The sequence below is a fragment of the Mixta mediterraneensis genome, assembly GCF_014946725.1.
Classification (GTDB): domain Bacteria; phylum Pseudomonadota; class Gammaproteobacteria; order Enterobacterales; family Enterobacteriaceae; genus Pantoea; species Pantoea mediterraneensis.
On sequence record NZ_JACFXY010000003.1, the window covers coordinates 157453 to 183774 of the forward strand.

Consider the following 26322-nt stretch of genomic DNA (forward strand, 5'->3'; position numbering starts at 1 on the left):
TGCTCCGTGACCCTTTTATCGGGTTGCGCCTTGACGTTTTTTAAGATTTTGACCTGTATGTCGCTGCGCTAAACGTCTACTATTACCGCATCTGAATTTACCCTTCGTTTATGGATAACCGATGCGTCTCAAGTTAGCCCTCCTTGCGTTTATTTCGCTTCTGGCCTCCTGCAGCAGCAAACCTGATGTCCCGCCACAGCAAAAAATGCTGGCTGCGCCGAAAGGGGGATTTTTACTGGAACCTTCTCATACGGTTCAACCTATGTCTGGAGACTTTGCGGGCAATCCTGCAGCGGAGCAGTTCATTGATCAAATGGTTGAAAAACATGGCTTTGACCGCCAACAGTTACACGCGGTACTGGGCCAGGCTAAACGACTGGATTATGTTTTGAGTTTAATGGATCGTCAGGCGCCGTCGTACACGCCGCCAGCTGGGCCTAACGGAGCATGGATTCGCTATCGCAACAAATTTATCACGCCGAATAACGTGCAAAACGGCGTCGCCTTCTGGAACCAGTATCAGGATGCATTACAGCGCGCGCAACAGGTTTACGGGGTGCCGCCGGAAATCATCGTCGGTATTATCGGTGTGGAAACGCGTTGGGGCCGGATAATGGGTAAAACGCGCATTCTGGATGCTCTGGCTACATTGTCCTTCAGTTATCCACGCCGTGCCGCGTATTTCAGCAGTGAGCTGGAGACTTTCTTGTTGATGGCGCGTAACGAACAAGACGATCCGTTAGATTTACGTGGCTCTTTTGCCGGGGCAATGGGTTATGGACAATTTATGCCATCCTCTTATAAACAATACGCGGTGGATTTTAACGGTGATGGTCACGCGAATTTATGGGATCCGGTTGATGCAATTGGTAGCGTAGCGCATTACTTCCAACAACATGGTTGGCGCAGCGGTGAAAATGTAGCCGTTCCGGCAAGTGGGCAGGCACCTTTGCTGGAGGATGGCTTCAAAACCAGCTACAGCGTTGGCATGCTTGCCGCATCTGGCCTCTCTCCGCAAGGTTCATTAAATGGTCATGATCAGATTAGCTTACTGCGACTTGATTTTGGTACCAGCTATCAGTACTGGTATGGCTTACCGAATTTCTATGTCATTACGCGCTATAACCACAGCACGCATTACGCAATGGCAGTCTGGCAGTTGGGTGAAGCGGTAGGTAAAGCGCGCCAGGGAACGATATTTTAAGTTCTGTCCTTAATAACGTTAAGGTTATATGATGGCGCCGTTTTGTCGCCATCATACTTTTCGTAAAATTTTGGAGTTGTTATGTCCTTACCCGCTTGCCCGAATTGTCATGCCGATTACACCTGGCAGGACGGTGATAATCTTAACTGTCCATCATGTGGGCATGTCTGGACACAGGCAGAAACCGACAGCAGTCAGGATAAATTAGTGGTGCGGGACGCTAACGGGAATCTGCTCGCCGATGGCGACAGCGTAACCGTGATCAAAGATCTTAAGGTAAAAGGCAGCTCTGCACCGCTGAAGATCGGCACCAAAGTGAAGGGAATTCGTCTGGTTGAAGGTGACCATAATATCGATTGTAAAATCGATGGTTTTGGACCAATGAAACTCAAGTCTGAATTCGTCAAAAAGAACTAAATGTGACGGGCGCAATGATGCGCCCGTGCAAAAGCTTAACAGATCAGTCGAATAAACGATCAATTGCTTCGCACTGCTGTACTGTTAGCGTGCCGCCATAATTACGGGATTGACGTGTCATTGAATCGAAACGGCGCGAAACGGCTGTTTTAATCGTCGTGACAAAATCATCGCCGATAGTATAAATAGCCATTAATTTACCGATACGTTGTTGAATACGGGTTAACTCAGGTAAATCGCCGCTACGCCAGGCGCGCATTGCATTTGCAAACAGCTCGGGGACAATATTATTTAATCCTGAAATAACCCCCGCCCCGCCCGCGAGTAGATTGGGTAACAGATATTCGTCATAGCCAGAAAGCACAGCAAAATCACTGCGTACTTTCCTGGTTTCCTGTATTAATGCGCGATTGTGCGACAAACAATCTACCGTGTCTTTAATGCCCACAAAGTCAGGCAATTTTGCTGCCAGTTCGCTGACTATTGACGGCGAGAGATCGCAGCCGGTGCGGGCAGGAAAATTATAGGCAAGCCATTTGCCGCCTAGCTGTTGGTCCAGCGCTTCAAAATAACGCAGTAGCTGATTTTGCGTTTGTCCGTAATAGTAGGGCGGCAAAACCATCACAGCATCAAAACCGCTTTTCCAGGCTGCCTCTGCCAGCTGAAGCATGTCCGAGATGCAGGTGCTGGATACATTCGCTACCATTTTCAAGGGCGATAACTGGCGGGCTTCTCGCAGGAGTAATAGCCGTTCTTGCTGTGATAACGAGGCAAACTCTCCAATACTACCCATCAACAATAAAGTGTCGATGCCTGACGTACTCAGACGCGCAAAATGACGTCCTAGCGCCTCAATGTCGATAGCGCCTTGCTCATTAAATGGCGTAACGGAAGGACACCAGACGCCAGCAAATTCGGAATGGGTAGTCGACATGATTAGCTCCTGCATCAATTATCATTAAAATGAAACGCTGTTTTAATCTAATGAGCTCAACGCTATTCCGCCAGCGCATAATGCAAAAATGGAGGATGCATCGCACTTTTCAGTTTTGCGTGCGTCTTATTTTTATCGAATCAGGTAATGCGACGACGAAGGTAAATCATGAAAGACTGGGATCCACAGCTATATCGTAAGTTCGAAACAGAGAGAACTCGTCCAGCCAAAGAGTTGTTGGCGCAAATTACAACAACAGACGTGCTTCACGTAACGGATTTAGGTTGCGGCCCTGGTAACAGTACGGAATTGCTCGTCGCAGCATGGCCACAAGCCCAGGTCACTGGTATAGACACGTCTGAAGCCATGCTGACTCAGGCTCGTGAACGATTGCCGAAGTGTGATTTTCTGTATGCTGATATTCAGTCCTGGCATCCTGATACGCCGCAAAACGTCATTTATGCTAACGCATCGTTGCAGTGGCTAAACGAACATGACACGTTACTCCCGCATTTGATAAACCAGCTTACAGCGGGCGGCACGCTGGCTATACAAATGCCGGACAACCTCAACGAACCCTCTCACCGTTTGATGCGAGAGGTAGCCGCGCGGGCCCCCTGGAATGCATTAATTGGGGCGCAAGCTTTAGATCGGAAAAAGCTTCTCACCGCTGAACGTTATTATGATCTGCTGACTGAAACAGGCTGTGAAGTCAATATTTGGCGCACCACCTACTACCATGTTATGCCAGACATATCGGCTGTTATTAGCTGGCTAAAAGCGACCGGTTTACGGCCATTTTTAGCTCCGCTGGATGATGCTCAACAGAATGCCTTTCTCGAGGCTTATCATGAGCAATTAAGCATGGCTTATTCACCGCGTGCAGACGGCCAGGTTTTGCTGTCCTTCCCACGTCTTTTTATCGTTGCAATGAAAAAGCATACATAAATCGGGAAAGTGGTGCGCAAATCAACCGCCTCTTATGCCAAAAAGCTTGAAAAAGCTGCTGTATTCCACCACCTTGCTAACAGCTAAACGGAGGCCAGAGATGAATGATCAACAACTGCAAAGGCTTAGCGCGCAGATTGGTGAACGACTGAAGCAGCTCGATGCAACGGTAACCTGTGCGGAATCTTGTACAGGCGGCTGGATTGCTAAAGTCATTACTGACATCAGTGGCAGTTCAGCCTGGTTTGAGCGCGGCTTCGTAACGTATAGCAATCATGCGAAACAGCAGCTTGTGGGCGTACAGGCCGTTTCATTAGAGCAGTTTGGCGCGGTAAGCGAAGCCGTTGTCCGTGAAATGGCCGTAGGCGCGCAACGCGAAGCACAGGCTGAATTTGCGGTTTCGGTCAGCGGTATTGCTGGACCAGACGGCGGTAGCGACGATAAACCGGTGGGTACCGTCTGGTTTGCTTTTGCAGCTCCGCAAGGCAAAGTGGAAGCTTATTGTCAGCATTTTTCAGGCGATCGTGAAGCCGTAAGGCGGCAATCTGTTGCCTGGGCGTTGCAGACGTTGTATCGCGAATTTCTGATAAATTAAACTTGATACTGTATGACTATACAGTATAATTATCGGCAACAGAAAGAGAGCAGGCACCTTGTGTGCATGGTTACCCGGCATGATTAGGAGTTGAAATGGCAATTGACGAAAACAAACAGAAGGCTTTAGCAGCCGCACTGGGCCAGATTGAGAAGCAATTCGGTAAAGGCTCCATCATGCGTCTGGGTGAAGATCGCTCAATGAACGTAGAGACTATTTCTACCGGTTCGCTCTCACTGGACATCGCACTGGGTGCAGGCGGCCTGCCTATGGGGCGTATCGTCGAGATTTATGGCCCGGAAGCCTCTGGTAAAACCACGCTAACGTTGCAGGTCATTGCAGCGGCGCAGCGTAAAGGCAAAACCTGTGCCTTTATCGACGCAGAACACGCCCTGGATCCGGTTTACGCTAAAAAGCTGGGTGTTGATATTGATAATCTGCTGTGTTCTCAGCCAGACACCGGTGAGCAGGCGCTGGAGATCTGTGATGCGTTAGCACGCTCCGGCGCTGTTGACGTTATCATTGTTGACTCTGTGGCTGCGTTGACGCCGAAGGCAGAAATCGAAGGTGAAATTGGTGACTCACATATGGGCCTCGCGGCACGTATGATGAGCCAGGCGATGCGTAAGCTGGCCGGTAATCTCAAACAGTCCAATACGCTGCTGATTTTCATCAACCAGATCCGTATGAAAATTGGTGTAATGTTCGGTAACCCGGAAACCACTACGGGTGGTAACGCGCTCAAGTTTTACGCGTCCGTCCGCCTGGATATTCGCCGTATCGGTGCGATTAAAGAAGGCGATAACGTAGTCGGTAGCGAAACGCGCGTTAAAGTAGTGAAGAACAAAATCGCGGCACCCTTTAAACAAGCTGAATTCCAGATTATGTATGGTGAAGGTATCAATACGTTTGGTGAGCTGGTCGATTTAGGCGTGAAGCATAAGCTGATTGAAAAAGCTGGCGCATGGTACAGCTACAATGGCGATAAGATTGGTCAGGGTAAAGCGAATGCGGGCAACTTCCTGAAAGAAAATGCAGCAATAGCGAATGAAATTGACCTGAAGCTGCGCGATATGCTTCTCAACGGTGAAAGCAGTCCAGCGGTTGTGCCTGCTGATGACGCTGAAAACGTTGCGAGCGAAGCGAACGAAGACTTCTAGTATGTTTACGGGAGTGGAGAAATCTGCTCCCGTCTGTTTTCCTGCCTTTCCTTACCTTCCCTCTGCTTTGCCCTGCCGCCATAATTCCACTCCGTTTGTATAAGGTGAGCAGTATGTCTGAACAACCTCAATCGCAAGTTATTACCTTCTCTCGTTTACTTGATCGCGCGATGCGCTTATTGGCTCAACGCGATCACAGTCGCGAAGAACTAAAGCATAAATTGCAGCAGTCGGTGCAGCGAACAGCCTATATGCAACAAAAACCCCCTGAAACCATTACCGAAGAGCAAATGGAAAAGGTGCTGGACTGGTGTCAGGAAAACGGCTGGCTCAATGATGAACGTTTCATGGTGCGCTTCATTCAAAGCCGCAGTCGTAAAGGGTATGGCCCACAACGTATACGCATGGAGCTTGCGCAAAAAGGCATTGACCGTGAATCTATCGATTTAGCGATGGAGGAAACCAGCATCGACTGGGCTGAATGCGCAGCTCAGCTTGCCGAACGTAAATTTGGGCTTCCGTTACCTAAAGAATGGAAAGAAAAGGCAAAAGTACAGCGCTTTTTGCAGTCGAAGGAATTTCTGACGGAAGATATTCAAGCCATTTTTAGAAATATTGATGACCAGGAGCCGATGTAATTTTACTTCCAACTGAAGAAAATTTATCTTATTCCCACTTTTTTGTTCCTCTGAACAGGTAAGTCGTACGGTTGCGGCTTGCCTGAAGAGGCGGAACGTTCGTTAGCGTGATTCAGGATATTTATGAGCAAGAGCACTGCTGAGATCCGTCAAGCGTTTCTCGACTTTTTTAATAGCAAGGGACATAAGGTTGTAACCAGCAGCTCCCTCGTACCGAATAACGATCCGACGTTACTGTTCACTAACGCCGGCATGAACCAGTTTAAAGATGTTTTCCTCGGCCAGGAGAAACGTGATTATTCACGTGCAACGACTTCGCAGCGCTGCGTGCGAGCTGGCGGTAAACATAACGATCTGGAGAACGTGGGTTACACCGCACGTCATCACACCTTTTTTGAAATGCTGGGTAACTTCAGTTTCGGTGATTATTTCAAGAAAGAAGCTATTGCATTTGCCTGGGAACTGTTAACGAGCGAGCAGTGGTTCAAACTGCCGAAAGAGCGCTTATGGGTAACTGTTTATGAAACCGATGACGAGGCTTACGATATTTGGGCCAAAGATATTGGTATTCCTCATGAACGTATCATCCGCATTGGCGATAACAAAGGCAGTGCTTACGCGTCTGATAACTTCTGGCAAATGGGCGATACCGGCCCTTGCGGCCCATGCAGTGAGATTTTCTACGATCATGGTGATCATATTTGGGGCGGACCGCCGGGAAGCCCGGAAGAAGATGGTGATCGCTATATTGAGATCTGGAATATCGTCTTTATGCAATTCAACCGCCAGGCTGATGGCACCATGCTGCCACTGCCGAAACCCTCCGTTGATACCGGCATGGGTCTGGAACGTATTTCAGCTGTTCTTCAGCATGTTAATTCCAACTATGAAATCGATCTGTTTCAGAAACTGATCCAGGCGGTAGCTAAGGTCACTGGCGCAACCGATCTGAATAACAAATCGTTGCGCGTTATTGCCGACCATATCCGTTCTTGCGCTTTTCTGATCGCCGATGGCGTGGTCCCGTCAAATGAAAATCGTGGATATGTGCTGCGTCGTATTATTCGTCGCGCCATTCGCCATGGCAACATGCTGGGCGCTAAAGACGCTTTCTTCTATAAACTTGTGGCGCCGTTAATCGAAGTGATGGGTGCTGCCGGGGAAGAACTCGCGCGTCAGCAGGTTCAGGTGGAAAATATCCTGAAAAGCGAGGAAGAGCAGTTTGCTAAAACGCTTGAGCGGGGCTTAGCACTGTTAGACGAAGAGCTGACAAAACTGCAGGGTGATACGCTGGATGGCGAAACGGTTTTCCGTTTGTATGACACCTTCGGTTTTCCTGCCGACCTTACCGCTGATGTATGCCGCGAGCGTGATTTGAAAATCGACGAAGCGGGTTTCGAAAAAGCAATGGAGCAGCAGCGTCAGCGTGCACGTGAAGCGAGTGGCTTTGGCGCAGATTACAGCAATGTGATTCGCATTGATGCGGCTTCCTCCTTTAAGGGTTACGATCAACTGGATTTAAACGCGACCGTAAAAGCGCTGTACGTGGCAGGCGAAGCTGTTGACGAAATCAGCGCTGACCAGGACGCCGTTGTGGTTCTGGATGTCACACCGTTCTATGGTGAATCCGGTGGGCAGGTGGGTGATACCGGCTTGCTGAAAGGGAAGAATGCTGAATTTAACGTACAGGATACACAAAAATATGGCCAGGCTATTGGTCATATCGGTAAGCTGACAACTGGCCAGATACGTATTGGCGATCGGCTGGAAGCGGAAGTTGATGCTGCACGACGTGAACGTATTCGCCTGAACCATTCTGCCACCCATTTAATGCATGAAGCGCTGCGTCAGGTGTTGGGTGAACACGTTGCTCAGAAAGGCTCGCTGGTAAACGACAAATATCTTCGTTTCGACTTCTCGCATTTTGAAGCAATGAAACCGGAAGAGATTCGTCGGGTAGAAAATATCGTCAACGCTCAGATTCGTCGCAACTGGCCTGTTGAGACCGAAGTAATGGATCTCGATGTCGCAAAATCCAGGGGTGCACGTGCGCTGTTTGGCGAAAAATACGATCAGCGTGTGCGCGTATTGACAATGGGTGATTTCTCAGTAGAGCTTTGTGGTGGCACGCATGCTGCCCGTACCGGCGACATTGGCCTGTTCCGTATTCTGGCTGAATCCGGCACAGCGGCGGGGGTCCGTCGTATCGAAGCTATTACTGGCGAGGCCGCTTTGGCTCAGGTTAATGCGCAGAGCAGTCAACTGCTTGATCTTGCTCAGTTGGTTAAGGCAAACAGTAGTAATCTGAATGACAAAGTACGTGGATTAGTTGACCATGTTCGCGCATTAGAAAAAGAGTTACAGCAGCTGCGTGACCAGCAAGCCGCTCAGGAAAGTGCTTCACTCAGTAGCAATGCTAGAGATGTTAAAGGAGCGAAGCTGCTGATTAGCGAAATGAGTAATATCGAGCCTAAAATGCTGCGCACCATGGTTGATGATTTGAAAAACCAGCTGGGTTCAGCAGTGATTGTATTGGCGACGGTAGCGGAAGGTAAAGTCTCGCTCATTGCTGGGGTAACTAAAGATTTAACCGATCGCGTTAAGGCGGGTGAACTGATCGCAGAACTGGCGCAGCAGGTGGGTGGCAAAGGCGGCGGTCGACCTGATATGGCACAGGCGGGTGGTACTGATGCCGGGGCGCTGAAAAGTGCACTGGCAGGGGTTGAAGCCTGGGTTTCCAGCCGTTTGTAATGAATAAAACAAAGTATCGTAACAAGCGTCAGAACTGCTGTTCCGGCGCTTTTTCATTCGATGCACAGTAGCTAATGACAAAGTCAGGTTGATGCAGTGTATTTCGGCTAAACTAACTATCAGCAGAATGTATTGGCGCATGGATGTACATTGGTGTATTTGACATAGTCTATGTTCAGCGTTTAATGATGGATAATGCCGGGAAGCCGTACAAGCCCGACTCTTTTAATCTTTCAAGGAGCAAAGAATGCTTATTCTAACTCGTCGAGTTGGTGAAACCCTCATGATTGGCGATGAGGTGACTGTAACGGTGCTGGGTGTTAAAGGTAACCAGGTTCGTATCGGTGTAAATGCACCGAAAGAAGTGTCTGTGCATCGCGAAGAAATTTATCAGCGCATCCAGGCCGAAAAAACGCAACAAACGAGCGTTTAACGGATTCAGCGTCTCGCATTTCTGCGAGGCGCTACCGCTTTTATCTAAAGCTTCTTTTCTTTCCCTTCTCTGCATTCCTTTTTTTAAACGACACGCCTCTTTCTTTGTTGATTCTTCACTCTTTTTGCCGTCATTTTGTTCCAATTGCCTGTCATTTGTTCGATCAGGCGCGTAGTGAAAAAAAAGGGTTTGACTTATAAGTGCGGGAAAGTAATATGTGCGCCACGCAGTGCCGATGAGCGGAAACAAAGTTCAGAAGCACAGTTCGTAAGAACGCGTAAGGTGAGGTGGCCGAGAGGCTGAAGGCGCTCCCCTGCTAAGGGAGTATACGGTCAAAAGCTGTATCGAGGGTTCGAATCCCTCCCTCACCGCCATTTCCGATGCATCCGTAGCTCAGCTGGATAGAGTACTCGGCTACGAACCGAGCGGTCGGAGGTTCGAATCCTCCCGGATGCACCATCGGAAAATGAGTTAGAACGTGATTTAAAGTGAACGAGCAGTTCCTTTCTTGGTGAGTAGTTAGCACCCTGTGTTGTACAAGAATTTTTAAATGCATCCGTAGCTCAGCTGGATAGAGTACTCGGCTACGAACCGAGCGGTCGGAGGTTCGAATCCTCCCGGATGCACCATTTTAAGCCCGCAAATCCGCTTCAAATTTTTACCGCTTGCATACCTAACCCCTGTTCAACATCATCTCCCCCCTGACATTCCCATCGTTTCAGCTTTTCTTTTCCCCACTCCCGGCTTGTTAAAAAACGCAGTAATTCCACGCAGTTATACCGGGTTTCATCCGATCACCTTTTTCTGAAAAGTAAAAATGCTAATGCTTTCAAAGCATTTGCTGTTCATCCCCCCTGGCGACAACCTGTGCGCATTAGGCTAAAGTAATGTCTCATTTGTTGAAGGTCCGGAGTGACAATGTACGATCAATACGACGCCCTGATTTTCGATATGGACGGCACCATTCTTGATACCGAGCCGACACATCGAAAAGCGTGGCATCAGGTACTGGCGCGTTATGGATTAACGCTGGATGAAGCACGAATGGTTGGTTTCAACGGTGCGCCGACCTGGCGACTTGCGCAGTTCATTATTGAAACGAATCGATCGTCTCACGACCCTCATCTTCTTGCGGCCGAGAAAACCGCTGCCGTCAAAGCTATGTTATTAGAAAACGTGCACCCGCTTCCTTTAATGGACGTGGTTAAAGCCTATAACGGACGTCGCCCAATGGCCGTCGGGACGGGTAGTGAGCACAGCATGGCCGAGGCGCTATTAAATCAACTGGGCGTACGTGAGCTATTTACGGCGGTAGTTGGTGCTGATGATGTGCAGCGTCATAAACCCGAGCCAGATACTTTTTTACGTTGTGCTGAACTCATGGGTGTCGCTCCGAAACGTTGCGTTGTTTTCGAAGACGCTGATTTTGGCGTGCAGGCGGCAAAAGCCGCCGGTATGGACGTGGTTGACGTTCGCTTACTGTGAGTGCAATTCTTGCTTACGCCTCTATGTTTGGCAGCAGTTTTTTAAGCGCGACGCTTTTACCGGGAAGTTCTGAAGCACTGCTGATTGCTTTACTGATTGCTCAAAAAATATCAGTTTATGGGTTGGTTGTGGCCGCATCGTTGGGAAACACCCTGGGCGGCTTAACCAACATTTTTATTGGTCGCTTACTGCCGTTAAAACGTCAGGGGCGATGGCATGACACAGCAATAACGTGGTTGCACCGATTGGGGCCTGCAGCGCTGTTGTTTAGTTGGTTGCCGGTAGTAGGGGATCTGCTCTGCGTTCTCGCAGGCTGGTTACGCTTCGCCTGGCTCCCGGCAACTTTGTTTCTCGCTGTCGGTAAAACGCTGCGTTATATCGTTATCGCGACCGCCACATTACAGAGCATGCAATGGTGGCATTGATTCGCACAGATTCGAGGCTACGGTTAACATTATGCTGAACAAAAATAAATTATTCTCACAGCGGGAGGTTAATGTGATCCCGGATGTATCTAAAGCGCTCTCCTGGCTGGAGGCGCATCCTAATGCTTTGAAAGGCATTGGACGTGGCATCGAACGTGAAACATTGCGTGTACAACCCAATGGTCACCTTGCGGAAAGTGGTCATCCGCTGTCATTAGGTTCTGCATTAAAGCATGACTGGATTACTACCGATTTCGCTGAAACGCTGCTTGAATTCATTACGCCGGTTGATAAAAATATCGACCATATGCTGGCTTTCCTGCGCGACATCCATCGTCACGTTGCGCGTGAGCTAGGTGAAGAGCGTATGTGGCCGTTCAGTATGCCGTGCGTTATTGAAGACGCAAACAAGATTGAACTGGCGCAATACGGCAATTCAAATATCGGCCGGATGAAAACGCTTTATCGTGAAGGGCTGAAAAATCGTTATGGTGCGCTGATGCAAACCATCTCAGGTATTCACTACAACTTTTCGTTACCGCTGTCGTTCTGGCAAGAATGGGCGGATGTGAAGGATATAGAAAGCGGTAAAGAAACAATTTCTGCAGGCTATCTGCGGTTAATCCGTAACTATTATCGCTTTGGCTGGGTTATTCCTTATCTGTTTGGTGCCTCGCCAGCTATTTGTTCGGGCTTTCTGCAGGGTCGTGAAAGCGCGCTACCGTTTGAAACTAACGGGGAAGGGATGCTATGGCTACCGTATGCGACCTCGCTACGCTTGAGCGATCTGGGCTATACCAATAAATCGCAAAGTTCACTTGGCATTACCTTCAACTCTCTGGATGGCTATGTTTCCGCTCTTAAAAAGGCGATTAAAACGCCGTCAGAAGAGTTTGCGAACATGGGCATTAAAGATGCCGACGGCAACTGGCTTCAGCTCAATACGAATGTGCTGCAAATTGAAAACGAGTTATACGCACCGATCCGTCCGAAACGCGTTACGCGTTCTGGCGAAGCGCCATCGGACGCGTTATTGCGTGGCGGCATTGAATATATTGAAGTGCGTTCGCTTGATATTAATCCGTTCTCCGCAATTGGCGTTGATGAAAACCAGGTGCGGTTCCTCGACCTGTTTTTAATCTGGTGTACATTGGCAGATGCGCCTGAGATGAGCGCTGAAGAGTTGCAATGCACCCGCAAAAACTGGAACCGCGTCGTATTAGAAGGGCGTAAGCCCGGTCAAAAAATTGCGGTGGGATGTGGTGAAGCAGAACATTCGCTACAGGAAGTAGGAAAAACACTCTTTGCCGATCTGCGCCGTGTCGCTGAGACGTTAGACAGCAACCAGGCCAGCACGCAATATCAACAAGTTTGCGATCAACTGGTGGCGTCGTTTGACGATCCTGAGCTAACCTATTCGGCGCGCATCCTTCACGCGATGAAGGAAAACGGTTTAACCGGAACCGGCGTGGCACTGGCAGAGCAATATCGCCATTTGCTGTGTGAAGAGCCGCTAGAAGTGCTGAAGGAAGACGATTTCACGCGTCAGGCGCAGGAATCTGTGGCGGCACAGCAGCAGCTTGAAGCGAGTGATGCGTTGGATTTCGAAACTTATCTGGCCAGCCGGGAAGGGTAGAAAAGAAAAAGGCCACATCAATGTGGCCAAATTAACATCTCTGTTGTCAGGGATGATGATAACAAATGCGCGTCTTTCATATATTCAGACGTTGGGCGAACAGAAAAGTTTCATCGTTTTAAAAAAATTCTCAGAACAGGAGGCAACGTAATGCCACTACTGGATAGTTTTACTGTTGATCATACCATCATGGCCGCGCCCGCAGTGCGTGTTGCTAAGACCATGAAGACGCCGCATGGCGATACGATTACTGTTTTTGACCTGCGTTTCTGCCGACCCAATATTGATATTCTTACTGAACGCGGTATTCATACGCTTGAACATCTTTTTGCGGGATTCATGCGCGACCACCTCAATGGCGAAGGCGTTGAGATTGTCGACATTTCGCCAATGGGTTGCCGCACCGGTTTCTACATGAGCCTGATCGGTACGCCAGATGAACAGCGTGTCGCCAAAGCCTGGAAAGGTGCGATGGAAGATGTCCTGAAGGTTAAAGATCAGAATCAGATCCCAGAACTGAATGAATATCAATGTGGTAGCTATAAGCTCCACTCGTTAGAAGAAGCGCAGCAAATTGCCCGCAATGTTCTGGCGCATGATATTGGTGTGAACCACAACGAAGAGTTGAAACTCCCTAAAGAGAAACTGCAAGAACTGCACATCTAGTTTTTGCCGTTAACGACAAAGTAAAACGCCGCTTTTTAGCGGCGTTTTTTGTAAATATCAGGAGCCAATAGAGGATTGTAACGGCGTCTGCGGCGTAATTCTTACCTGTTTGACCATGTTGTCCTGCACATCCAGAATATCGATGTTGTAGTGGCTAATTTGTACTAGCTCAGACCTGATCTGACAGTTACCGGTTATTTATACAGGTGTCTGTCAGATTAAATCTGGTTCAGATTCTTTTCTGCCCAGACCCGTTTTCCATCAAGTAACGTGGCCATTGGCGTACGCCCGCAGCACATTTTCCCCTGATGAGTTCGCTCATTATTGTAATGCCACAACCAGTTGTCCAGATCCATTTGCAGGCTCTCCAGGTCTGCATATAGCTTCTTGCGGAACGTAACCTGATAAAACTCCTGCAAAATGGTTTTATGGAAGCGCTCGCAGATACCGTTCGTCTGCGGGGACATCGCTTTCGTTTTCGTATGGTCGATATCGTTGATGGCCAGATACAGCTGATAATCATGTTGCTCTACTTTACCGCAGTACTCTGTGCCCCTGTCGGTCAGTATTCTCAGCATCGGCAGCCCCTGAGCCTCATAGAACGGCAGTACCCGATCATTAAGCAGGTCGGCTGCAGTGATCGGCGTTTTACTCGTATACAGCTTGCAGTGAGCCATTTTCGAGTACGTATCCACGAACGTCTGCTGGTAGATGCGGCCAACGCCTTTCAGATTCCCAACGTAGAAGGTGTCCTGCGACCCCAGATAACCCGGGTGAGCCGTTTCGATTTCACCGCAGGCTTCGTCATCGTGCACCTTCTTCTCCAGTGCGGCGATTTGAGCATCGGTAAGCACAATGCCTTCTCTGGCGACCTTTTCCGTAAGCGCCTTCAGCCGCTTACGGAAGTTCTCCAGGTCATGTCGTTGCCAGATGGAGCGCACGCCGCTGCCGGAGATAAACACGCCTTTTTTACGCAGCTCATTACTGGTCCGGTGCTGACCGTGGGCCGGGAACTCAACGGCGTACTCAACAACCGCCCGTTCAGTGGCTTCATCGGCCCGATTCTTCAGGTTGGGTACCCGACGGTTTTGATTAACCAGCGCGTCAATGCCGCCTTCTTCAGCTAGCTCCTGGTAGCGGTAGAATGTGTCGCGTGACACCGCCATGATTTTACAGGCTTTTGATACGTTACCGAGTTCTTCGGCCAGATTGAGCAGGCCGGCTTTGTGTTTGATGATGGGATTGTTAGTATGAAGCATGAGAGTTACCTCGTGTTTTGTATAAGGATTAGACACCCATATCAAAACCGGTAACTCTCAACCTTTCAAGGTCCAGTGTCAGATCAAGTCGCGACTAATACAGCTAATTTGAATACACGTGTTTACTTCAGGAATTTCTTCCAGCGCTTCCAGGAGCATGCCATTGATGGTGCGCGCTTCTTCTTCAGGAAGATGCCAGTTAAAAGCTTTGTTTATTTCACGCACGTTGGCGCTACCTTCGATTAACACTGAACCATCATTTTGCGGCATGACTTCTTCTGCCAGCGAAGGCGACATTGAAGTGGTGAAATCGCCAACAATCTCTTCCAGAATGTCTTCAATGGTGAGTAAGCCCTTTATATCGCCATACTCGTCCACCACCAAACCGACCTTCTTCTTGTTGCGCTGAAATTTAACCAGTTGGGTATTTAATGGCGTGCCTTCAGGCACATAATAAATTTCATCAGCAGCGCGCAGCAATGTCTCTTTATTGAACTCTTTTTTCTCAGTCATCATGCGCCAGGCTTCGCGCACGCGCAGCATGCCAACGCAATCATCCAGCGAGTCGCGAAATAGCACGATACGCCCATGCGGCGAATGGCTAAGCTGACGCACCACCGATTTCCAGTCATCGTTGATGTTGATGCCGACGATCTCATTGCGCGGCACCATGATGTCGTCAACGCTGACTTTTTCCAGATCAAGCACGGAAAGCAGCATATCCTGATTACGACGTGACATCAGGCTGCGTGACTCATAAACGATGGTACGCAGCTCTTCTTTGCTTAATGCTGAGCTGATTGAACCTTCAGTTTTAATACCCACTATGCGCATCAGAATATGCGTGATGGTGTTTAACAACCAGACCAGTGGCAGCATGACATATTGTAATGGCCCAAGTAGTACGCTACTGGGATAAGCGACTTTTTCTGGATACAGCGCGGCAATGGTTTTGGGCAGCACTTCAGAGAACACCAATACGATAAATGTCAGTACGCCGGTGGCAATGGCCACACCGGCATCGCCATACAGGCGCATCCCCACAATAGTCGCAAGCGCAGACGCGAGGATATTAACCAGATTATTGCCTATTAACACCAGGCTAATCAGGCGATCAGGGCGGCGCAATAATTTTTCGACGCGACGCGCGCCGCGATGACCGCTTTTTGCCTGATGACGCAGCTTATAGCGGTTAAGTGTCATCATGCCGGTTTCGGAACCTGAAAAATAAGCCGAAACCAGCACCATAATAATCAACGTAATAATCAACGTGGTGGTTGAAACATGTTCCAACGCAGAACTTCCTTAATTAATGAACGGTATGGGTGAGCAGATGCTGTAAAACGCGGCTGCCGAAGTAAGCCATGGTTAGCAGTAACGCACCGCTACAGTTAAACCACACTACGCGACGACCGCGCCAGCCCTCGTGATAATGACCCCAGAGCAGAACGATGTAGACGAACCAGGCAATGATGGAAAGCACCGCTTTATCTACATTCTCGGCGCTAAACAGGTCATGCATATAAAACAGGCCGGTGCACAACACCAGCGTCAACAGTACGACGCCGACCTGGGTAATATGAAACATCTTGCGCTCAATAGTCAGCAGTGGCGGCATATCTTGCGTAAAAGCCAGTTTTTTATTTTTTAACTGATAATCGATCCAGGCCAACTGTAGCGCATAAAGCGCCGCGATGATCAACGTGGCATAGGCAAACAACGACAGGCCAATGTGAATCATCATTCCCGGCGTGGTTTCAAGATGGGTAATAAACGCGTTAGGAACAAAGGTCGCAAAGGCGAGGTTGATTAACGCGAAACTATAAACAATGGGTAAGAGCAGCCAACCGCGATTGCGCGATGCGACAATGGTCATAATGGCGCAAATCAATAAACTGACCATAGATCCGATGTTTAGCAGACTTAAATTTTGTCCGCCGTCGACGGCAAAAATGCGTTGCTGTAACGCTACAGCATGAGTAATCAGCGCCACGCAGGCAGAAAGCACCGCCATCCGCCGCCAGCCGCTGTTACGTTTTAACAGGCTGGGAATGATCAGTGCAAGGCTCAGGGAGTAGGCGAACAGGGCCACAATCGCGAAAACGGACATAGATCCTTTCAGGTATCGGTCGGATATAAAGAAAAAAGCAGTATAACGCCAGCGACAGCAGGCTCCAAACGATCTGAGGGGCAATTGCAGAGATCGCTGATGCTTCGTGTTATAATCCGCCGCATTCTGCCGATCAGGCGCCTCGCGATTTTTTAAGTGAGAGAAAATGTTTGATAATTTAACCGATCGTTTGTCGCAAACCCTTCGCAATATCAGTGGCCGCGGAAGGCTGACCGAAGAAAACATTAAAGACACGCTGCGTGAAGTTCGCATGGCGTTGCTCGAAGCTGACGTTGCGCTGCCGGTAGTGCGCGACTTCATTAACCGCGTAAAAGAGAGCGCGGTTGGCCATGACGTTAATAAAAGCCTGACGCCGGGCCAGGAATTCATCAAAATCGTTCGCAACGAACTGGTTGCAGCGATGGGGGCGGAAAACAATGCGCTGGATTTAGCCGCACAACCTCCTGCGGTCGTGCTGATGGCCGGTTTACAAGGTGCAGGTAAAACTACCAGCGTCGGTAAACTGGGGAAATTTCTGCGTGAAAAGCATAAGAAAAAGGTTTTGGTTGTTTCTGCTGACGTTTATCGTCCGGCTGCAATTAAACAGCTTGAAACGCTGGCACAGCAAGTGGGGGTGGATTTCTGTCCGTCCGATCTGAGCCAAAAGCCGGTAGACATCGTCAATAATGCCCTAAAAGAAGCCCAACTGAAGTTTTACGATGTGTTGCTGGTCGATACTGCTGGCCGTTTGCACGTTGATGAAGCGATGATGGACGAAATCAAACAGGTTCATGCCGCGATCAAACCGGTTGAAACGCTGTTTGTTGTCGACGCGATGACCGGTCAGGATGCGGCTAATACCGCGAGAGTTTTTAACGAAGCATTGCCCTTAACGGGCGTGATCCTGACCAAAGTCGACGGTGATGCACGCGGCGGGGCGGCGCTGTCAATTCGTCATATTACGGGCAAACCCATTAAATTTATGGGGGTCGGTGAAAAGACCGAAGCGCTGGAGCCTTTCTATCCGGAACGTATTGCGTCACGCATTCTCGGCATGGGCGACGTGCTGTCGCTGATTGAAGATATTGAAAGCAAAGTCGATCGCGATCAGGCTGAAAAGCTGGCGAAGAAATTAAAAACCGGCGACGGTTTCGATCTTAACGATTTTCTTGAGCAGTTAAAGCAGATGCGCAACATGGGCGGCATGGCGAGCCTGATGGGTAAGCTGCCTGGCATGGGCCAACTGCCGGATAATGTTAAATCGCAAATGGATGATAAAGTCCTGGTGCGCATGGAAGCCATTATTAATTCGATGACGCGCAAAGAGCGCGAAAAGCCAGAAATCATCAAAGGCTCACGCAAACGCCGTATTGCGACGGGGTCAGGCATGCAGGTACAGGACGTTAATCGTTTACTTAAACAGTTCGATGACATGCAGCGCATGATGAAAAAGATGAAGAAGGGCGGCATGGCAAAAATGATGCGCGGTATGAAAGGTATGATGCCGCCAGGTTTCCCGGGACGTTAACCGTTCCACAAAAAAGCCGGAAAGAAGTGCTATTAGGTTGCTTTTTGCGCCAAAATGTGTAAAATTTTCGGGCTTTTTATACAGCACCCGGACCCCGTTCCTCGATGGGGGCCGGGTGTTTTATTAACTGAAGAGGATGTTATGGTAACAATTCGTTTGGCACGTCACGGCGCGAAAAAGCGTCCGTTCTATCAGGTCGTCGTCACTGACAGCCGTAATGCACGCAATGGTCGTTTCATTGAGCGCGTAGGTTTCTTCAACCCGATCGCTTCTGGTCAGGCTGAAAGTCTGCGTCTGGATCTGGATCGCATCGAGCACTGGGTTGGCCAGGGCGCAACGCTTTCTGATCGCGTTAACGCGCTGATCAAAGAAGCAAAGAAAGCAGCTTAATCTGTCACGGTGGTGAGCATGAGCAAACAACTTGCCGCAACGCTTCCTGTTAATCTCATCGTTTTGGGTAAAATGGGGGCCGCATACGGCATCCGCGGTTGGCTCAAAGTGTTTTCCTCCACTGAAGACGCCGAAAGTATCTTCGACTACCAACCCTGGATTATCCAGCGTGCCGGTAAATGGCAGCAGGTCGAGCTGGAAGGTTGGAAGCACCACAATCAGGACCTGATTATCAAAGTCAAAGGCATTGACGATCGGGATGCGGCAGCGCAATTAACCAATTGCGAAATTCAGGCCGATTCGACGCAGTTGCCAGCGCTAGAGAACGGTGACTACTACTGGAAAGACCTTATGGATTGCCGGGTAGTTAACCTCGACGGCTACGAGATGGGAAAAGTCGTTGATTTGATGGAAACCGGCTCGAACGACGTACTTGTCGTTAAGGCAAACCTGAAAGATGCATTCGGTGTACAGGAGCGGTTAATTCCGTTTCTTGATGAACAGGTTATCAAGAAAGTCGATCTCACTACTGGCCTCATTGAAGTAGACTGGGATCCTGGTTTTTGATCTCCGAATCAAACGGTAACGTAACGGCGAATACAATGTGGATTGGTGTTATTAGCCTGTTTCCAGAAATGTTTCGCGCTATTACCGATTACGGGGTAACTGGCCGGGCAGTAAAAAATGGCCTGCTCAGCATTCAAAGCTGGAGTCCACGTGATTTCGCGCTTGACCGGCACCGTACCGTGGACGATCGTCCTTACGGCGGCGGACCGGGAATGCTGATGATGGTGCAACCTTTACGGGACGCCATCTCCGCAGCGAAAGCAGCGGCGGGAGACGGAGCCAGGGTGATTTATCTTTCACCTCAGGGTCGTAAACTTGATCAACAGGGCGTTTGCGAACTGGCGACACGGAACAAGTTGATTCTTGTCTGCGGTCGTTATGAAGGGATTGATGAGCGCGTAATCCAAACCGAAATTGATGAAGAGTGGTCAATCGGCGATTACGTACTCAGCGGTGGGGAACTACCAGCAATGACATTGATTGATTCGGTCGCCCGGTTTATTCCTGGCGTGCTGGGCAAGCAAGCGTCAGCCGATGAGGATTCGTTCTCAGAAGGTTTGCTGGACTGTCCACATTACACCCGACCTGAAGTGTTAGAAGGGATGGAGGTCCCGGCAGTGTTACTGTCTGGCAACCATGCTGATATTCGCCGTTGGCGCCTGAAACAGTCGCTAGGCCGTACCTGGCTAAGAAGACCTGAACTTCTGGAAAACCTGGCTCTGACTGAAGAGCAAGCAAGGTTGCTAAAGGAATTCAAACGGGAGTTCCAGCAGCAGCAAAATGATGATGTGGAAGAGTGATCTTCCCTGACTATCAGTTTACCCAGGATAAGAGATTTAATTATGAGCAACATTATTAAGCAAATTGAACAAGAGCAGATGAAACAGGACGTACCTTCCTTCCGTCCGGGTGATACCGTGGAAGTGAAAGTATGGGTCGTTGAAGGTTCTAAAAAACGTCTGCAGGCATTCGAGGGCGTGGTTATCGCTATTCGTAACCGCGGTCTGCACTCTGCATTCACTGTTCGCAAAATTTCTAACGGCGAAGGCGTTGAGCGTGTTTTCCAGACTCACTCACCGGTAATTGACAGTATCACTGTTAAACGTCGTGGCGCTGTACGTAAAGCCAAACTGTACTACCTGCGTGAGCGTACTGGTAAGTCTGCTCGTATTAAAGAGCGTCTTAACTAAGGTATCGCTAACGCGACATCTAAAAGTTAATAGCAAACAAGGGGTTGGCGTGATGCCAGCCCTTTTTTTACACATGTTCTGACAAAAATGCCTACACCATTGAGACGATACACAGAACATGCCAGGCAATTTTACTCGCTGAAATAGCGGATTACACTTCGTGTCCTTCGCATGGGCGAGAAAAATGGTAGATCGCAGTATTTACCGGCCTGCTGTCCAAAATGATGAGTCCATAGCGACAACCAATAAAATGTCCGCCACACTTCTCTGCTACTTTTCTGCTTGCTCTGTTTTCTTCTGCCGCAAGGATCTCGATAACGTTTATTTCCGGGCGGTTAAATCCTGATTTGAGCAGCAGGTTCACTGCGCGACTGGCTATGCCATTGCGTTGAGCATCGCTGCGTATCCAATATCCTAAGGCACTCAATTCACAGGGACGACGCGCGAACCGAATACCTGCGGCACCTAATAACCTATTGTGTTCATCGACAATGGCGAATTCTTCCGCCTCGCCTTTTTCTCTTTGTAGCTGGGTAAAGTTTATCCAGCTGGCCGCTTCATGCTCCTGATAATTCTCGTGAGCCCAAACCATCCAGGGTAACAGAGTATCAAGTGAATCGTTTACTGCGGCCGTAAATGCAGAAACATCAACCGCATGAAAGGGACGCAAATTGATCTCAGAATAGAGCGGCTGCATTTTTATCTTTCCCGTTAAAGCAATAAGTTAAATTCTATTAGCGCGACTCTAAAAATGTAAATGCCTTTAATGTAAAGTTATTGGTACACTTAGGTTCGAGTGTGTAATTCTCATTTTTGTATTTATTTAAATGATATTAAAGGTAAAAAATTAAAATAATGAGGTGTTTATTTCTTGTTGGTAATTAATATGTACAGTTTAATTGCAAGTTGTACGCTATGTGATACAGTGTGCGCATCCTTCATCAGGATCTTATGACCGCATTAACGAGTAAAAAGGATCGTAATCATGCAAAAAGACGCGCTGAACAATGTGCATATCGCCGATGAACAAGTGTTGATCACACCGGAAGAGATGAAAGCTAAATTTCCGCTGACCGCTCAGCAGGAAGCGCAAGTTGCGGCTTCTCGGCAGACTATTTCTGACATCATTGCTGGCCGCGATCCGCGCCTGTTAGTGGTGTGCGGGCCTTGTTCAATTCATGATACGGAAGCTGCCCTTGATTACGCTCGTCGTTTGCAAATCCTTTCTGAACAGCTGAAGGATCAACTGTATCTCGTTATGCGCGTCTACTTTGAAAAACCACGGACCACTGTCGGCTGGAAAGGGTTAATCAACGATCCTTATATGGACAACTCATTTGATATGGAAGCGGGTTTGCACAGCGCGCGTCAGTTGCTGGTTAATCTGGTGGAGATGGGATTGCCGCTTGCAACGGAAGCGCTTGATCCTAACAGCCCACAATATTTAGGCGATCTGTTCAGTTGGTCAGCGATTGGTGCGCGTACCACGGAATCACAAACTCACCGTGAAATGGCGTCCGGACTTTCCATGCCGGTTGGTTTTAAAAACGGGACCGATGGCAGCCTTGGCACCGCTATTAATGCCATGCGCGCTGCCGCAATGCCGCATCGCTTTGTTGGTATTAATCAGGCCGGGCAGGTCTGCTTACTGCAAACTCAGGGTAATCCGGATGGGCATGTGATTTTACGTGGCGGAAAAGCGCCTAATTACGGGCCGGAAGAGGTCGCGCAATGCGAAAAAGAGATGCGCAAGGCGGGACTGCGTCCAGCCTTAATGATAGATTGCAGTCATGGCAATTCTAATAAAGACTTCCGCCGCCAGCCCGGTGTAGCTGAATCCGCTATCGCTCAGATAAAAGATGGTAACCATTCAATTATTGGTTTGATGCTGGAAAGCCATATCAATGAAGGGAATCAGTCCTCTGAGCAACCACGCAGTGAAATGAAATACGGTGTTTCTGTCACGGATGCCTGCATTAACTGGGAAGTGACTGAAACACTGCTGCGCGATATTCATCAGGATCTGCAAGGTGTGCTGTCGGCGCGTCTGTCACACGAGGTGTAATAAGTAATGGTGGCTGAACTGACTGCGTTACGCGATCAAATAGACAATGTAGACAAGGCGCTGCTCGATCTGCTGGCGAAGCGGCTTGAGCTGGTAGCTGAAGTAGGTGAAGTAAAAAGCCGTTATGGTTTACCTATTTATGTACCTGAGCGTGAAGCTTCAATGCTGGCATCGCGCCGTAAGGAAGCTGAAGCCTTAGGTGTACCGCCTGATTTGATCGAGGATATATTGCGTCGCGTGATGCGTGAATCCTATACCAGCGAAAATGATAAAGGCTTTAAAACGCTATGCCCTGAGTTACGACCCGTGGTAATTATTGGCGGAAATGGGCAGATGGGAAAGCTGTTTAAAAAGATGCTGACCCTGTCGGGTTACACCGTTAAAACGTTGGATAAGGATGACTGGGAGCAAGCCGGGCCACTGCTGAGCGACGCCGGTATGGTGATTGTTAGCGTGCCTATTCATTTAACTGAGCAGGTAATAGCGCAATTGCCGCCGCTACCAGAAGACTGCATTTTAGTTGATATAGCTTCGGTAAAAAATCGTCCGCTACAGGCAATGCTCGCGGCGCATAATGGCCCGGTACTCGGCCTGCATCCGATGTTTGGACCAGATAGTTGTAGTCTGGCGAAGCAGGTTGTGGTGTGGTGCGATGGTCGCCAGCCAGAAGCATATCAATGGTTCCTTGAACAGATTCAGGTTTGGGGCGCGCGTATGCATCGCATTAGCGCGGTAGAACACGACCAAAACATGGCCTTTATTCAGGCGTTGCGGCATTTTGCGACTTTCGCGTATGGGCTGCATTTAGCCGAAGAAAATGTCAATCTCGACCAGTTGCTGGCGTTGTCGTCGCCAATCTATCGGCTGGAACTGGCAATGGTCGGACGCTTTTTTGCCCAGGATCCTCAGCTATACGCTGACATCATTATGTCCTCTGAAAGTAACCTGGCATTGATCAAACGTTACTATCAGCGTTTTGGTGAAGCGATAGCTTTGCTGGAACAAGGGGATAAACAAACCTTTATTGACAGCTTCAGGCGGGTTGAAAACTGGTTTGGCGATCATGCCAAACGCTTCCTGGTGGAAAGCCGCAGTCTGTTACGCTCGGCCAACGACAGCCGTCAATAAAAGCAAAAAGGCATCCCATCGGATGCCTTTTCTTTATTCGCCCGGTTGGACCGGGATAATATTTTCGCCTGGATAGCAGCCCAAAACTTTCATTGAACGCGTCATCGCCTTTAATTCTTGTAAAGCCTGCTGCATCCTTTCTGACTGCAGATTCCCTTGTACATCAATATAAAACATCTCTTCCCAGGGATTCCCATTAATAGGGCGTGATTCCAGCTTACTCATGATCAAATTATGCTGACGCAGAACCAGCAGAGCGTCTACTAAAGCGCCAGCTTGTTGGCCTGTGGCCATAATAAGCGTGGTTTTTGCTGGAACCTGATCCGAAACTTCAATAGCTTTACGTGCCAGTACAATAAAGCGAGTATGGTTTTGTTGCTGATTGGCCAGATTGCGCTCAAGAACCTGCAGTTGGTACAGCTCTCCACCGGCTTCGCTGCCTAAAGCCGCGGCTTTTGGTGAGTTCAGTGCGGCAACCTTTTCCATTGCGGCGGCGGTACTTTCGGTGTACTCAATTTTCCAGTGCGGGAAGCGATTGATGAACTGACTGCATTGCTGAAAAGGCTGAGGATGGCTGTAAACCGTTTCAATCTGTTGCAGATCGGTCGAGCCATGGATCAAAACACAATGCTCGATAGGCAAAGTCAGCTCGCCTACAATCGATAAGCTTGTTTGCTGTAGCAAGTCGTAAACATCATTGATCGAACCTGAACTAGTGTTTTCAATCGGTAATACAGCGTAATCGGCCAGGCCATTTTCAACCTGTTTAATAATATCGTGAAACTTCAGGCAGCCGCTTTCCACCATATTGTCAAAATGACGCGCAGCGTATTTACGGGCGGCAAGGTGAGAATATGATCCCTTCGGACCCAGGAAGGCAATACGTGCAGCGTGAGCATGGGGATGGTTTAAATTCTTTTGCAGCAATGCTTGCTGGGTTAAGACTGAATCTTCAATCACCAGTTGAAACAGGCGCGTAATATAATGCGCATCTAAGTGATGCTTTTTGCCTAAGACAATTAAATGCTCCAGCAAGGCGCGTTCGCGTTCAACGTCACGGATTGGGCGGTGCGTTTCCAGCTTGGCCTGAGCGACTTCAACCGCAAGCGAACGGCGTTCGGCTAACAGCGTTAGTAATTTTTCATCGACCGCACTAATTTCGTCACGCAACGCCAGTAAAGGATTATCGGGATTCATAAGGCTCACCTGTAAGCTGTCCAATAAAAAAGCCTCCCGTTTGGGAGGCTTTGTTGTTCGTCTTCGCTTTCGTTTTCACATGACGAATTGCCTCCCAGTCAGGGGAAGGTAAAAAAGAAAGCGAAGAAAAACGAATGTTGTTTCATGGAAGTTTCCGCAAATAAAGTGACCTGAGAGTAACCGCACTGATTTAAAGCTGTCAATAAAAAACGCGCCCGCAGGCGCGTTAATCTCATTAAGCGTTTAGCTGGCCGGTATGAAATCTTTAACACTGCTTGTTGCGCGGCGAGCCTCTGATTTGTGCTGCACTTTGTTAAGTTGGCGTTCGAGCTTAGCAATCAAATCATTTATTGCGGTGTACATATCGACGTGCTTTGCGCTGGCGACTAAAGTTCCGTTTGGCGTATTGATAGTAGCGTCAGCGACGAATTCTTTTGGTTCTTTAGATAAGACGATATGGGGATTAATCAGGTCAGTTTGCCACCTTTCTAACTTGGCGAGACGGTCTTCGACATGGTCACGGATAGCCGCAGTGATTTCCATTTGTTTGCTGGTAATGTTGAGAATCATAGTTCTTACCTCTCTGTCATTTCCGTCATGGTAGGACCAGCATAGCGCGAACAAATGCAAAATGTTTGATCTTTATCACGAAAAAATGTCATTTTTTGTCAAGGCCGATTATTTGTGAGAAAGGCCGGGAAAGCGGGCCAAAAAGCTTGAAGCATCATGAATAATGGCGCATTGTTGATGGGTTAGATCAGCGGAAAGTCTTTATTTTTAATGGATCGCTGAGCATAAAAAAAGCAGTCTGATACGGCTGCTTTTTTTATTTTACTATGAAAATGCAAATCAGCTGGTTTTGTTTGCTGCAATGATTTTCGCGACTTTATCTGCTTCAGTGGTAAGTTGCAGATGACGATAGGCATTTTCCATCAGCGGTAGCGCATCGTGTGTTGCCTGGGTATCGGGATAATCACGCATCATACCTTCAACCCGGTTAACAACCGCGACATACGCCTCGCGCTTAGTATAGAATTGCGCCACGGACAGTTCATATTTTGCTAAACGGTCTTTCAGATAAACCAGACGTTTTTGTGCATCGCCTGCATACTGGCTGTTCGGATAACTGCGTAATAGCTGCGAGAAATCACGGAATGCATCACGAGCATGGGTTGGATCGCGATCGGAGCGATCAATACCAAAGAAGCCCTGCAGCGCCGAATCGTCCAGCGCCATATCCGTCAGGCCTTTCATATAGATGACATAGTCAATGTTCGGATGAGTAGGATTCAGGCGCGTAAAGCGAGCAATTGCCGCCTGTGCTAACGGCAGATCGGCATTTTTGTAATACGCGTAGATCAAATCCAGCTGAACCTGCTGTGAATAAGGACCGAACGGATAACGATTATCCAGCGCTTCCAGTTGCTTAATCGCCGCTTTAAAGTTACCGTCCTGCAGCTTTTGCTGCGCTGTGGCGTAAATTTCAGAAGGCGGGCTGTCCGGTACCGCGTCATTAGAGCCGGAACAGCCTACAAGGGCCAGGCTCAGTGTGGCAGCAGCCACCAGATGTTTCATACGCGTCATGACGAAATGATT

At 48.8% G+C, this 26322-nt stretch carries 27 protein-coding genes, 3 tRNA genes, 1 pseudogene and 1 other annotated feature; of the genes and pseudogenes, 22 read left to right on the forward strand and 9 right to left on the reverse strand.

The features are described 5' to 3' along the window. Positions 1-121: 121 nt before the first annotated feature. The gene (gene mltB, locus H2P46_RS07315; protein ID WP_193404498.1) at positions 122-1204 is read left to right on the forward strand and encodes a lytic murein transglycosylase B; all 1083 of its coding nucleotides are present in this window, start codon (positions 122-124) and stop codon (positions 1202-1204) included. Positions 1205-1285: 81 nt separating this feature from the next. Beyond that, positions 1286-1621: a zinc ribbon domain-containing protein YjdM gene (locus H2P46_RS07320; protein WP_193404499.1), complete on the forward strand. Its 336-nt coding sequence runs from the start codon at positions 1286-1288 to the stop codon at positions 1619-1621. 43 nt (positions 1622-1664) lie between these two features. Here the strand turns inward: H2P46_RS07320 and H2P46_RS07325 are convergent, their stop codons facing one another. Next, positions 1665-2555 carry a dihydrodipicolinate synthase family protein gene (locus tag H2P46_RS07325; protein WP_193404500.1) on the reverse strand — a complete coding sequence of 297 codons (891 nt, stop codon included), beginning with the start codon at positions 2553-2555 and terminating at the stop codon, positions 1665-1667. Positions 2556-2723: 168 nt separating this feature from the next. Between H2P46_RS07325 and tam the strand changes: the two genes are divergently transcribed. The 13 genes from tam (at position 2724) to luxS (ending at position 13292) form a co-directional block, all read left to right on the forward strand. Then, positions 2724-3503, forward strand: a complete 780-nt coding sequence (tam, locus tag H2P46_RS07330) for a trans-aconitate 2-methyltransferase (protein WP_193404501.1) — start codon at positions 2724-2726, stop codon at positions 3501-3503. 100 nt (positions 3504-3603) lie between these two features. Beyond that, positions 3604-4098 carry a nicotinamide-nucleotide amidase gene (pncC, locus tag H2P46_RS07335; RefSeq protein ID WP_193404502.1) on the forward strand — a complete coding sequence of 165 codons (495 nt, stop codon included), beginning with the start codon at positions 3604-3606 and terminating at the stop codon, positions 4096-4098. A gap of 95 nt (positions 4099-4193) precedes the next feature. Beyond that, the gene (gene recA / locus H2P46_RS07340) at positions 4194-5258 is read left to right on the forward strand and encodes a recombinase RecA (RefSeq protein WP_193404503.1); all 1065 of its coding nucleotides are present in this window, start codon (positions 4194-4196) and stop codon (positions 5256-5258) included. Between the two features lie 113 nt (positions 5259-5371). Then, positions 5372-5896, forward strand: coding sequence for a regulatory protein RecX (locus H2P46_RS07345; RefSeq protein ID WP_193404504.1), 525 nt, complete (start codon positions 5372-5374; stop codon positions 5894-5896). 123 nt (positions 5897-6019) lie between these two features. Next, positions 6020-8647 carry an alanine--tRNA ligase gene (alaS, locus tag H2P46_RS07350; protein WP_193404505.1) on the forward strand — a complete coding sequence of 876 codons (2628 nt, stop codon included), beginning with the start codon at positions 6020-6022 and terminating at the stop codon, positions 8645-8647. A 247-nt stretch (positions 8648-8894) separates the two neighbouring features. Beyond that, entirely contained in the window at positions 8895-9080 is a 186-nt protein-coding gene (gene csrA / locus H2P46_RS07355) for a carbon storage regulator CsrA (protein ID WP_008927091.1), read from the forward strand. A 281-nt stretch (positions 9081-9361) separates the two neighbouring features. Next, positions 9362-9454, forward strand: a tRNA-Ser gene (locus H2P46_RS07360). An 8-nt stretch (positions 9455-9462) separates the two neighbouring features. Next, positions 9463-9539, forward strand: a tRNA-Arg gene (locus tag H2P46_RS07365). Between the two features lie 93 nt (positions 9540-9632). Continuing rightward, a tRNA-Arg gene (locus H2P46_RS07370) sits at positions 9633-9709 on the forward strand. Positions 9710-9998: 289 nt separating this feature from the next. Beyond that, entirely contained in the window at positions 9999-10565 is a 567-nt protein-coding gene (gene yqaB / locus H2P46_RS07375; RefSeq protein WP_193404506.1) for a fructose-1-phosphate/6-phosphogluconate phosphatase, read from the forward strand. Continuing rightward, positions 10562-10990 carry a YqaA family protein gene (locus H2P46_RS07380; protein ID WP_193404507.1) on the forward strand — a complete coding sequence of 143 codons (429 nt, stop codon included), beginning with the start codon at positions 10562-10564 and terminating at the stop codon, positions 10988-10990. Before yqaB ends, H2P46_RS07380 begins: the two co-directional genes overlap by 4 nt. A gap of 31 nt (positions 10991-11021) precedes the next feature. After that, positions 11022-12626: a glutamate--cysteine ligase gene (gene gshA, locus H2P46_RS07385; protein ID WP_193404508.1), complete on the forward strand. Its 1605-nt coding sequence runs from the start codon at positions 11022-11024 to the stop codon at positions 12624-12626. 150 nt (positions 12627-12776) lie between these two features. Continuing rightward, positions 12777-13292 carry an S-ribosylhomocysteine lyase gene (gene luxS, locus H2P46_RS07390; RefSeq protein ID WP_193404509.1) on the forward strand — a complete coding sequence of 172 codons (516 nt, stop codon included), beginning with the start codon at positions 12777-12779 and terminating at the stop codon, positions 13290-13292. Between the two features lie 218 nt (positions 13293-13510). Here luxS and H2P46_RS07395 read toward each other — a convergent pair whose 3' ends face one another. The 3 genes and pseudogenes from H2P46_RS07395 to H2P46_RS07405 all read right to left on the reverse strand — a co-directional run bounded on the left by H2P46_RS07395 (position 13511) and on the right by H2P46_RS07405 (position 16661). Further along, complete coding sequence (locus H2P46_RS07395) at positions 13511-14551, reverse strand: IS481 family transposase (RefSeq protein WP_193404510.1); 1041 nt, start codon at positions 14549-14551, stop codon at positions 13511-13513. An 81-nt stretch (positions 14552-14632) separates the two neighbouring features. Then, a pseudogene (locus tag H2P46_RS07400) lies at positions 14633-15844 on the reverse strand (HlyC/CorC family transporter); the annotation flags it as partial. Positions 15845-15860: 16 nt separating this feature from the next. Next, entirely contained in the window at positions 15861-16661 is an 801-nt protein-coding gene (locus H2P46_RS07405) for a cytochrome C assembly family protein (RefSeq protein WP_193404511.1), read from the reverse strand. 166 nt (positions 16662-16827) lie between these two features. Between H2P46_RS07405 and ffh the strand changes: the two genes are divergently transcribed. The 5 genes from ffh (at position 16828) to rplS (ending at position 20336) form a co-directional block, all read left to right on the forward strand. Continuing rightward, positions 16828-18189 carry a signal recognition particle protein gene (ffh, locus tag H2P46_RS07410; RefSeq protein ID WP_193404512.1) on the forward strand — a complete coding sequence of 454 codons (1362 nt, stop codon included), beginning with the start codon at positions 16828-16830 and terminating at the stop codon, positions 18187-18189. A gap of 141 nt (positions 18190-18330) precedes the next feature. Further along, positions 18331-18579, forward strand: coding sequence for a 30S ribosomal protein S16 (gene rpsP / locus H2P46_RS07415; protein WP_033791972.1), 249 nt, complete (start codon positions 18331-18333; stop codon positions 18577-18579). Between the two features lie 18 nt (positions 18580-18597). Beyond that, positions 18598-19146 (forward strand): ribosome maturation factor RimM, encoded by a 549-nt coding sequence (rimM, locus tag H2P46_RS07420; protein ID WP_193404513.1) that lies wholly within the window; start codon positions 18598-18600, stop codon positions 19144-19146. 35 nt (positions 19147-19181) lie between these two features. Then, on the forward strand, positions 19182-19946 hold the full coding sequence (trmD, locus tag H2P46_RS07425) for a tRNA (guanosine(37)-N1)-methyltransferase TrmD (protein WP_193404514.1): 765 nt from the start codon (positions 19182-19184) through the stop codon (positions 19944-19946). A 42-nt stretch (positions 19947-19988) separates the two neighbouring features. After that, positions 19989-20336, forward strand: coding sequence for a 50S ribosomal protein L19 (gene rplS / locus H2P46_RS07430; protein ID WP_193404515.1), 348 nt, complete (start codon positions 19989-19991; stop codon positions 20334-20336). Between the two features lie 151 nt (positions 20337-20487). On the opposite strand, the gene H2P46_RS07435 is transcribed toward rplS, so the two are convergent. Continuing rightward, complete coding sequence (locus H2P46_RS07435) at positions 20488-21033, reverse strand: GNAT family N-acetyltransferase (RefSeq protein ID WP_193404516.1); 546 nt, start codon at positions 21031-21033, stop codon at positions 20488-20490. A gap of 288 nt (positions 21034-21321) precedes the next feature. On the opposite strand from H2P46_RS07435, the gene H2P46_RS07440 reads away from it, so the two are divergent. Together H2P46_RS07440 and tyrA are read left to right on the forward strand one after the other, a co-directional pair. Next, the gene (locus H2P46_RS07440; protein WP_193404517.1) at positions 21322-22401 is read left to right on the forward strand and encodes a 3-deoxy-7-phosphoheptulonate synthase; all 1080 of its coding nucleotides are present in this window, start codon (positions 21322-21324) and stop codon (positions 22399-22401) included. Between the two features lie 6 nt (positions 22402-22407). Continuing rightward, a complete protein-coding gene (gene tyrA, locus H2P46_RS07445) occupies positions 22408-23529 on the forward strand; it encodes a bifunctional chorismate mutase/prephenate dehydrogenase (protein ID WP_193404518.1) in 1122 nt (373 codons plus the stop codon). Positions 23530-23562: 33 nt separating this feature from the next. Here the strand turns inward: tyrA and pheA are convergent, their stop codons facing one another. The 4 genes from pheA to bamD all read right to left on the reverse strand — a co-directional run bounded on the left by pheA (position 23563) and on the right by bamD (position 26310). After that, positions 23563-24726 (reverse strand): bifunctional chorismate mutase/prephenate dehydratase, encoded by a 1164-nt coding sequence (gene pheA, locus H2P46_RS07450; protein WP_193404519.1) that lies wholly within the window; start codon positions 24724-24726, stop codon positions 23563-23565. 22 nt (positions 24727-24748) lie between these two features. After that, positions 24749-24873, reverse strand: a sequence feature (Phe leader region). After that, positions 24825-24872, reverse strand: a complete 48-nt coding sequence (gene pheL / locus H2P46_RS07455) for a pheA operon leader peptide PheL (protein WP_193404700.1) — start codon at positions 24870-24872, stop codon at positions 24825-24827. (Overlaps the previous feature by 48 nt.) Before the next feature lie 96 nt (positions 24874-24969). Continuing rightward, positions 24970-25296 (reverse strand): ribosome-associated translation inhibitor RaiA, encoded by a 327-nt coding sequence (gene raiA, locus H2P46_RS07460; protein ID WP_193404520.1) that lies wholly within the window; start codon positions 25294-25296, stop codon positions 24970-24972. Positions 25297-25575: 279 nt separating this feature from the next. Beyond that, entirely contained in the window at positions 25576-26310 is a 735-nt protein-coding gene (gene bamD, locus H2P46_RS07465) for an outer membrane protein assembly factor BamD (protein ID WP_193404521.1), read from the reverse strand. Between the last annotated feature and the right edge of the window lie 12 nt (positions 26311-26322).

Bases quoted from the DNA above. Each gene is read 5' to 3' on its own strand.
- mltB (WP_193404498.1), top strand. From the start codon at position 122: ATGCGTCTCAAGTTAGCCCTCCTTGCGTTTATTTCGCTTCTGGCCTCC.
- H2P46_RS07320 (WP_193404499.1), top strand. From the start codon at position 1,286: ATGTCCTTACCCGCTTGCCCGAATTGTCATGCCGATTACACCTGGCAG.
- H2P46_RS07325 (WP_193404500.1), bottom strand. From the start codon at position 2,555: ATGTCGACTACCCATTCCGAATTTGCTGGCGTCTGGTGTCCTTCCGTT.
- tam (WP_193404501.1), top strand. From the start codon at position 2,724: ATGAAAGACTGGGATCCACAGCTATATCGTAAGTTCGAAACAGAGAGA.
- pncC (WP_193404502.1), top strand. From the start codon at position 3,604: ATGAATGATCAACAACTGCAAAGGCTTAGCGCGCAGATTGGTGAACGA.
- recA (WP_193404503.1), top strand. From the start codon at position 4,194: ATGGCAATTGACGAAAACAAACAGAAGGCTTTAGCAGCCGCACTGGGC.
- H2P46_RS07345 (WP_193404504.1), top strand. From the start codon at position 5,372: ATGTCTGAACAACCTCAATCGCAAGTTATTACCTTCTCTCGTTTACTT.
- alaS (WP_193404505.1), top strand. From the start codon at position 6,020: ATGAGCAAGAGCACTGCTGAGATCCGTCAAGCGTTTCTCGACTTTTTT.
- csrA (WP_008927091.1), top strand. From the start codon at position 8,895: ATGCTTATTCTAACTCGTCGAGTTGGTGAAACCCTCATGATTGGCGAT.
- yqaB (WP_193404506.1), top strand. From the start codon at position 9,999: ATGTACGATCAATACGACGCCCTGATTTTCGATATGGACGGCACCATT.
- gshA (WP_193404508.1), top strand. From the start codon at position 11,022: ATGCTGAACAAAAATAAATTATTCTCACAGCGGGAGGTTAATGTGATC.
- luxS (WP_193404509.1), top strand. From the start codon at position 12,777: ATGCCACTACTGGATAGTTTTACTGTTGATCATACCATCATGGCCGCG.
- H2P46_RS07395 (WP_193404510.1), bottom strand. From the start codon at position 14,551: ATGCTTCATACTAACAATCCCATCATCAAACACAAAGCCGGCCTGCTC.
- H2P46_RS07405 (WP_193404511.1), bottom strand. From the start codon at position 16,661: ATGTCCGTTTTCGCGATTGTGGCCCTGTTCGCCTACTCCCTGAGCCTT.
- ffh (WP_193404512.1), top strand. From the start codon at position 16,828: ATGTTTGATAATTTAACCGATCGTTTGTCGCAAACCCTTCGCAATATC.
- rpsP (WP_033791972.1), top strand. From the start codon at position 18,331: ATGGTAACAATTCGTTTGGCACGTCACGGCGCGAAAAAGCGTCCGTTC.
- rimM (WP_193404513.1), top strand. From the start codon at position 18,598: ATGAGCAAACAACTTGCCGCAACGCTTCCTGTTAATCTCATCGTTTTG.
- trmD (WP_193404514.1), top strand. From the start codon at position 19,182: ATGTGGATTGGTGTTATTAGCCTGTTTCCAGAAATGTTTCGCGCTATT.
- rplS (WP_193404515.1), top strand. From the start codon at position 19,989: ATGAGCAACATTATTAAGCAAATTGAACAAGAGCAGATGAAACAGGAC.
- H2P46_RS07435 (WP_193404516.1), bottom strand. From the start codon at position 21,033: ATGCAGCCGCTCTATTCTGAGATCAATTTGCGTCCCTTTCATGCGGTT.
- H2P46_RS07440 (WP_193404517.1), top strand. From the start codon at position 21,322: ATGCAAAAAGACGCGCTGAACAATGTGCATATCGCCGATGAACAAGTG.
- tyrA (WP_193404518.1), top strand. From the start codon at position 22,408: ATGGTGGCTGAACTGACTGCGTTACGCGATCAAATAGACAATGTAGAC.
- pheA (WP_193404519.1), bottom strand. From the start codon at position 24,726: ATGAATCCCGATAATCCTTTACTGGCGTTGCGTGACGAAATTAGTGCG.
- raiA (WP_193404520.1), bottom strand. From the start codon at position 25,296: ATGATTCTCAACATTACCAGCAAACAAATGGAAATCACTGCGGCTATC.
- bamD (WP_193404521.1), bottom strand. From the start codon at position 26,310: ATGACGCGTATGAAACATCTGGTGGCTGCTGCCACACTGAGCCTGGCC.